Annotated in this window: 6 protein-coding genes; 2 read left to right on the forward strand and 4 right to left on the reverse strand. The window is 71.5% G+C overall.

The window, feature by feature from the left end; translation table 11 throughout:
* Nucleotides 1–646: 646 nt before the first annotated feature.
* A complete protein-coding gene (locus VKG64_07010) occupies nt 647–1,846 on the reverse strand; it encodes a M20 family metallopeptidase (protein ID HKB24789.1) in 1,200 nt (399 codons plus the stop codon).
* 36 nt (nt 1,847–1,882) lie between these two features.
* Here VKG64_07010 and VKG64_07015 point away from each other — a divergent pair, with 36 nt between their 5' ends.
* Nucleotides 1,883–2,377: a hypothetical protein gene (locus tag VKG64_07015; protein HKB24790.1), complete on the forward strand. Its 495-nt coding sequence runs from the start codon at nt 1,883–1,885 to the stop codon at nt 2,375–2,377.
* A 7-nt stretch (nt 2,378–2,384) separates the two neighbouring features.
* On the opposite strand, the gene VKG64_07020 is transcribed toward VKG64_07015, so the two are convergent.
* A complete protein-coding gene (locus VKG64_07020; protein HKB24791.1) occupies nt 2,385–2,813 on the reverse strand; it encodes a hypothetical protein in 429 nt (142 codons plus the stop codon).
* Nucleotides 2,814–2,928: 115 nt separating this feature from the next.
* Between VKG64_07020 and VKG64_07025 the strand changes: the two genes are divergently transcribed.
* The gene (locus VKG64_07025) at nt 2,929–3,429 is read left to right on the forward strand and encodes a hypothetical protein (GenBank protein HKB24792.1); all 501 of its coding nucleotides are present in this window, start codon (nt 2,929–2,931) and stop codon (nt 3,427–3,429) included.
* A gap of 9 nt (nt 3,430–3,438) precedes the next feature.
* On the opposite strand, the gene VKG64_07030 is transcribed toward VKG64_07025, so the two are convergent.
* Complete coding sequence (locus VKG64_07030) at nt 3,439–4,116, reverse strand: general secretion pathway protein GspB (GenBank protein HKB24793.1); 678 nt, start codon at nt 4,114–4,116, stop codon at nt 3,439–3,441.
* A gap of 2 nt (nt 4,117–4,118) precedes the next feature.
* On the reverse strand, nt 4,119–5,753 hold the full coding sequence (locus tag VKG64_07035) for an AAA family ATPase (protein HKB24794.1): 1,635 nt from the start codon (nt 5,751–5,753) through the stop codon (nt 4,119–4,121).
* Nucleotides 5,754–6,072: the final 319 nt, after the last annotated feature.

Genomic DNA, 6,072 nt, shown 5'->3' on the forward strand with positions numbered 1-6,072 from the left:
ACGGACCCCACCAGAACGAGGGTCCGACGCCGACAAAGACCCGGGTCCGAACACCGGGATGCCCGTGCCACGCGAGGCTGGGCGCCGCAGGAATCAGGAGCAACGCAAGCGCCAGCAGCGAAACCACCGCTGACTTCCTCATTCGTCACCTCGGCACATATTGGACGAAGGAACCCCCGACAAACTTCAGCCTCTCACTCTCCCTCAGTCCGACGAACGACCGTATCCGGGCGTTTACGCCTGTCGGCGGGGCATCATCGACAGGCCCCCCGGGGGAGCGCCGGGTCGACGGGCAACGGGGCCCCCCGGGGGGACAGCGAAAGGGAGGATAGGGATCCGGAGGGAAGGGTCTAGGCGGACCGACGGCGCCGGCCGTCGTGGAGGAGCTGGGGGACGCGGTGCAGTCGCGCCCGCGAGGACGCCCGACGGAGACGCCAGAATCCCAGCTCGCGGCGGATGAGGGCGATGAGCGGGGACTTCCGTCCGGCCCGAGGCGCTCTCTGGTGGAGGTCCAAGACGTAGACGGCTTTCATGGCCAGCCCCTCCACGCGCAAGTGTCGGCCCCGCCGGGTGCCCCAGGAATCAGGTGTTCACCGGCATCGGGAGCGGAGAAGACCGGATGGCTCCGGGAGCGGGACGTCTCGCCCTACGGGCGAGCGCTCGCCTTCTCGAAAAATCTCGTCGCCACCGCCACATGCATCGCGATCCCCGTGGCCAGGGCCGACTCGTTCACGAGCATCCGGTTCGAGTGATTCGGGTACGCCGGGCCGCTGTCCGGGCGGGTACCGAGATTCGCTATCGCCCCCGGCACGCGCTGGAGCACGTACGAGAAGTCCTCGCTGCCCATGATGGGGTGGCTCATCGCGTGCACGCGCTCGGGACCGAGCAGCTCGCGTGCCGTGTCGAGCACGAACCCGGCGAAGCCCGGGTCGTTCACGGTGACGGGGTAGCCGCGGATGAGCTCGACGCTCACCTCCGCGCCGTGGGCCGCGGCGACGCCCTCGGCGACGCGACGCACGCCGTCGAGCACGCGCTCGCGCGTCCCTTCCGAGACGGTGCGGACCGTGCCGAGCAGGCTCGCCGTCTCGGGGATGACGTTGCGCGTGGTGCCCGCCTCGATCTTGGCGATGGTGAGGACCGCGGGATCGAAGACGTTGAGCCGGCGCGTGACCAGGGTCTGGAAGGCCTGGACGATCTCGCACGCGACCGGGATCGGGTCGAGGCAGTCGTGCGGCGCCGAGGCGTGCCCGCCCTTGCCGCGCACGACGACGTGGATCGTGTCGCCGGACGCCATCGCCGGCCCCGGTCGCGTCGCGACGACACCGGCCGCGTGGCGGTGCGCGACGTGCAGCGCGAACGCGCCGGACGGCGCCTGCGCTCCGTCGAGCAACCCTTCCTCGAGCATCACGCGGGCGCCGTGATAACCCTCCTCGCCCGGCTGGAACATGAACAGCACCGAGCCCGCGAGCGTGTCGCGGTGTCTGGTGAGAACGCGCGCGGCGCCGACGAGCATCGCGACGTGGGCGTCGTGCCCGCACGCGTGCATGGCGCCCTCCACCTCGGAGGCGAACGGCAGACCGGTGTCCTCGCGCATCGGCAGCGCGTCCATGTCGGCGCGCAGGAGAATGGTCGGTCCCGGCCTGGCGCCGCCGAGCCTGGCCACGACCGACGTCGTGCGCTGCCCCGTCCGCACCTCGAGCCCGAGCCCGTCGAGGGCCTCGAGCACCGTCGCCTGGGTGCGGGGCAGCGTGAGCCCGATCTCCGGGTGCCGGTGGATGCGCCGGCGGAGCTCGATCGTGTCCTCGAGGAGGGTCTGCGCCTCGCTCAGGATCTCGGCGGGTTTCATCGAGCGGGATTATAAAGCGTGAGTACACTCACCGGGATGAAACGGCGGTGGCTCGGCCTCCTCGTCGTAGGCCTCGCCTTCCTCCTCGGAGGCTGCGGCGCGGCGCCACCACGGCTGACGCCGCCGGCACGACCGGTGCCGGATCTCCGAGGCACCTGGACGGGGACCTGGGGCGGGACTCCCCTGACCCTCGTCGTCCTCGAGCAGACGGATGACGCGGCATCGGACGGCGTCACCCTCGGCCCGTGGATGCTGCTCGGCGAGCGGCTGCCCGGGCTGTCCGGCGTCCTGACCTTCACGGTCAAGGGCGAGCCGGTGTCGGTCAATTTCAGGGCGCGGCTCGGGGACTCGAACGGCACGCTCACGCTCGTCCTGGATTCGCTGACGACGAACGGGGAGCAAATCACGCTGACCCAGGTGGACGAGCACCGCATGACGGGCGAAGGAACATCGCGCGCGAGCTGGGAACCGCAGGGGCGCATCGAGCTCGTGCGCCGGGGCGCCGAGCGCCCCGGCGGCGAGCGCCGCTGAGCGCGTTTCAGCGCATGATGCTCTCGGCCTCGATAATGGTGTAATCCCAGACCGTTACGACGTAGTGGTCGGCCGCAGGGAGGTGCGGGACGTTGAAGTACACCCGCCCGAAACCGGCGACGCCACCGGGGATCCATGCGATTCGCTGCCCGACGACGGCCCCGGATTGGTCGAGTGCGCGGCCGAGCACGCGGAACGGCTCCGCATGCTGCCCGTACCGGCTCACGACGTACCCTTGGAGGCGCCGCATCCCGCCCGGCTCGGGCGCCACGCTCCACTCGACCGAGAACTTGTTTTCCCACCCGCCCATGAGGGTCGTCTTCGACGCAGGGATGCCCTCCGCGCCGGTCCCGAGAGTCGCGGTTCCGCAGGCGAGGACGAGGAACGGGAGTCCCAGGCTCGCGAGGGCGGCGGCAAGCTTCCTCATGGTGGTCATGACGTGGGCGCCTCCTCTGCTAAACGATAACATCGACCGCCACTTGCCGGTTCCTTCCTATATCCTTGGGAGCCGCGGGTCTCGTGCGCCACTAGATAGACGAGGGGGTCGGCTCATGGCTTACACGCTCGAACGGTTTTCCGGCGCCTGCCGCCGCATCCTCACGGACGATCCCGGTCCGGAGGGCCGCAAGAAGGTGTGCGCGCTCGTCCAGGAGGTCCTGAGCGACGACGCGTTTCTCGCGAAGCATCTCGGCGACGACGTGCCGGAGCGCAAGATCCTGTTCGAGGACCCGGCGCTCGGCTTCTGCATCCTCGCCCACCTCTACGGCGACGCCCGGGAGAGCCAGCCGCACGATCACGGTCCATCCTGGGCGATCTACGGCCAGGCTCGGGGAGAGACCGTGATGAGCGACTGGACGGTCGTGGAGCCCGCCTCCGAGGGCAAGCCCGGCAAGGTCCGCCGCCTGCGGAGCTACTCGCTCAAGCCGGGCATGGCGCACGTCTACAACGAGGGCGACGTGCACTCCCCGCGGCGCGACGGCCCGACGTGCCTGATCCGTATCGAGGGCACGAACATGGACAAGGTGCGGCGCCTCTCCTACCAGGCGGTGTGACCCGCCGGCTCAGCGCGCGACGCGCACCGTGAAGCGGCGCCCCTGCTCGCTCAGCTCGACACCGTCCTCGCGAATCTCCTCGACGCGCAGCCGGCCGTCGATCGTGTCGCCCTCCACGTATTTGCGCCCGCCGACGAAGATCATGCGGCGCTCCGGCGCGTCGGAGTAGATCAGCGCCTCGATCCTCACTTCCGCCGGCGCCGGGGCCGCGGGCGGCCCGGGCGGTGCCGCGGGTGGAGTCTTCGCCGGCTCCGGCACTCCCCGGGCCGTCGGCGCGGGCCGTCGAGGCACCGCGGGCGCGGCCGACCGAGGCGGCGGCGCGGTACCCGACAGCCGATTCGGCTTGATGGGCGGGGGCTCGACCGCCGTCCGCTTCGGCTCCGCCACAACCGCCGCGGGAGTGACGACCGCGTCCCGCTCGCCGCGTGCCGTCTTCCCGACCTGCACGTCCGCCACAGGCGCGGCGGGCGGACTCGGCGGGGCCGCGACCGGCGCAGGGCGCAGCCAGATCACGAGCAGCGCGGACAACAAGATCGCGTTCAGCAGCAGGGCGGCGAGCAGTCGCCCCGGCGAGCGCGCCCACGCCGATCGCGGCGCCGGCGCGGGGCTGAGCAGCCGCTGCAGCATCGGCGCCTGCCGGTCCCGCTGCTTCGCGACCTTCCTGAGGGCGTCGAGGATGTAGGACACGGCTACGGCCGGGCCTTGAGCCAGGGCGCCGCGGAGCCCGGCATCGCCGTGGCGAGGCGCACGAGCGTCTCCTCGCCCGCGATCCCGTCGGGCGTCAGCGACTCGACCTCCTGGAAGGCGGCGACGCGACGCTTCAGGTCCTCGTCGTAGACCGGGCTCGCGTCTCGCGACGCAGGCTGACCGTCGAGGTCGCTGAGCCGCTGGCGGAGCCAGAGGACGTCCTTGCCGCGCATCCCGGGCTTGAGCGGGAGCGGGCCCGCAACCGGCGGCTTCCAGAGCACCACGAACGGACCGTCCCAGAAGCGCTCGATCTCCGCGGTCGGCACCACGACCCGGCGCTCACCGAGCTGGAGCGTCGCCTCCTGGCCATCCAGCGCCGTCAGGACCACGTAGCGCTTCTCGCCTCCGGACGTGACGAGGCGGAGGATCGCGGGGAGATTGAAGCGGCGCAGGACCGTCCACGTGCCCGTGCGGAGCAGGCAACGCAGACCGGCGCGCCGCGCGTACTCGCAGCCGAGGTCGGGCGCGGTCGGCGGGGCGTCGAGGCGCCAGCGCGCGTAAAGCTGCGTGAAGGCGCTCCGTTCGTCAGCGATCACCGACGAATCCTGAAGCATTTCGGCGAGCGTCGGCTCGCGATGCGGCGGCTCGGCCGCGGTCGCCATGACGACGGGTGGCGCCGGCGGCGGAGACGGCGGCGTAGCCGCCCGTCCGGGCAGCACGGTGACGAGGTCGCGGAGCCACGCCGGATCGAGCAGCACGAGCGCGCCGCCCGCGCCGACGATCAGCGCCGCCGCCGTCGTCACGGCCAGCCACGGCCGGACCCGCGGCGGCCGGCCGAGCACTTCCCCGCCCGCCCGGCGCACGATCGCCGCCGTGACGCGCGTCTGCCCGGTCGCGTACGCGCCGAGCAGCGCGCGATCGCAGATGGTGTTGAGGAGCCGCGGCACGCCGCGCGCGATCCGATGCGCGGCGCGCAGGGCCCGCGCGGCGAAGATCGACCGCTGCTGGCCCGCGACCTCCATCCGGTGCTGCACGTAGGCGCGCGTCTCCTCCGCGGTGAGGGGCCGCAGATGATAGCGCGCGGTCACGCGTTGCGCCAGCTGGCGGAGCTCCGGCCGCGCCAGGAGCTCCGCGAGCTCCGGCTGGCCGATCAGGATGACCTGGAGCAGCTTCTCGCGCGTCGTCTCCAGATTGGTCAGCAGCCGGATCTCTTCGAGCACCTCGGGCGCCAGGTTCTGGGCCTCGTCGATGATCAGCACGGTCCGGTGGCGGCGGCCGTGGGCCTCGAGGAGGGCCTGCGACAGCGCGTCGACCAGGACCTTGAGGCTCGTCGTTCCCGCGGGATAGCTCACGCGGAACTCGTCGCACACGGCCGCGAGCAGCTCGACCGACGTGAGCCGGGGATTGAAGATCATCGCGACGTCGACGTCGGGCGGTACCTGCTCGAGCAGCGCGCGGCAGACCGTCGTTTTCCCGGTGCCGACCTCGCCCGTCAGGAGCACGAAGCTCCCGCCCTCACCGATCCCGTAGAGCAGGTGCGCGAGGGCCTCGCGGTGGGCGTCGCTCAGGTAGAAGTAGCGTGGGTCGGGCGCCAGGGAGAACGGCCGTTCGGCGAGCCCGAAGTATGAGGCGTACATGCGCGTCGCGTCGAGGCTAGAAAAACACGAAGACCTGTCGAACGCAACGCGCCACTGTCACGGTGATCGAGGCGCAGGCGGCCTGAGCGCGCGGACGACCGTATGACGCGCACGGCCCGGCGGGACGCTTCCGCCGGGCCGTGTGCCCGCGCTCGCCGGGCTGGATGAGTGGTGACCCCGGCGGGATTCGAACCCGCGTTTCAGGTCCCCCACGCGCTTTCTCTGCAACGACGGGCGGTTCGGCGATGTTGAGTCAACTCCGCTGGGTGGGGGATTAGAATCCCCGTGGTCGTTCGTGCGCAATAGGCGCGCCGAAGAG

The sequence above is a fragment of the Candidatus Methylomirabilota bacterium genome (assembly GCA_035260325.1).
Taxonomy (GTDB): Bacteria; Methylomirabilota; Methylomirabilia; order Rokubacteriales; family CSP1-6; genus AR19.

Excerpts from the sequence above, each read along its gene's own strand:
- VKG64_07010 (HKB24789.1), bottom strand. The coding sequence starts at position 1,846 with ATGAAACCCGCCGAGATCCTGAGCGAGGCGCAGACCCTCCTCGAGGAC.
- VKG64_07035 (HKB24794.1), bottom strand. The coding sequence starts at position 5,753 with ATGTACGCCTCATACTTCGGGCTCGCCGAACGGCCGTTCTCCCTGGCG.
- VKG64_07025 (HKB24792.1), top strand. The coding sequence starts at position 2,929 with ATGGCTTACACGCTCGAACGGTTTTCCGGCGCCTGCCGCCGCATCCTC.
- VKG64_07020 (HKB24791.1), bottom strand. The coding sequence starts at position 2,813 with ATGACCACCATGAGGAAGCTTGCCGCCGCCCTCGCGAGCCTGGGACTC.
- VKG64_07015 (HKB24790.1), top strand. The coding sequence starts at position 1,883 with ATGAAACGGCGGTGGCTCGGCCTCCTCGTCGTAGGCCTCGCCTTCCTC.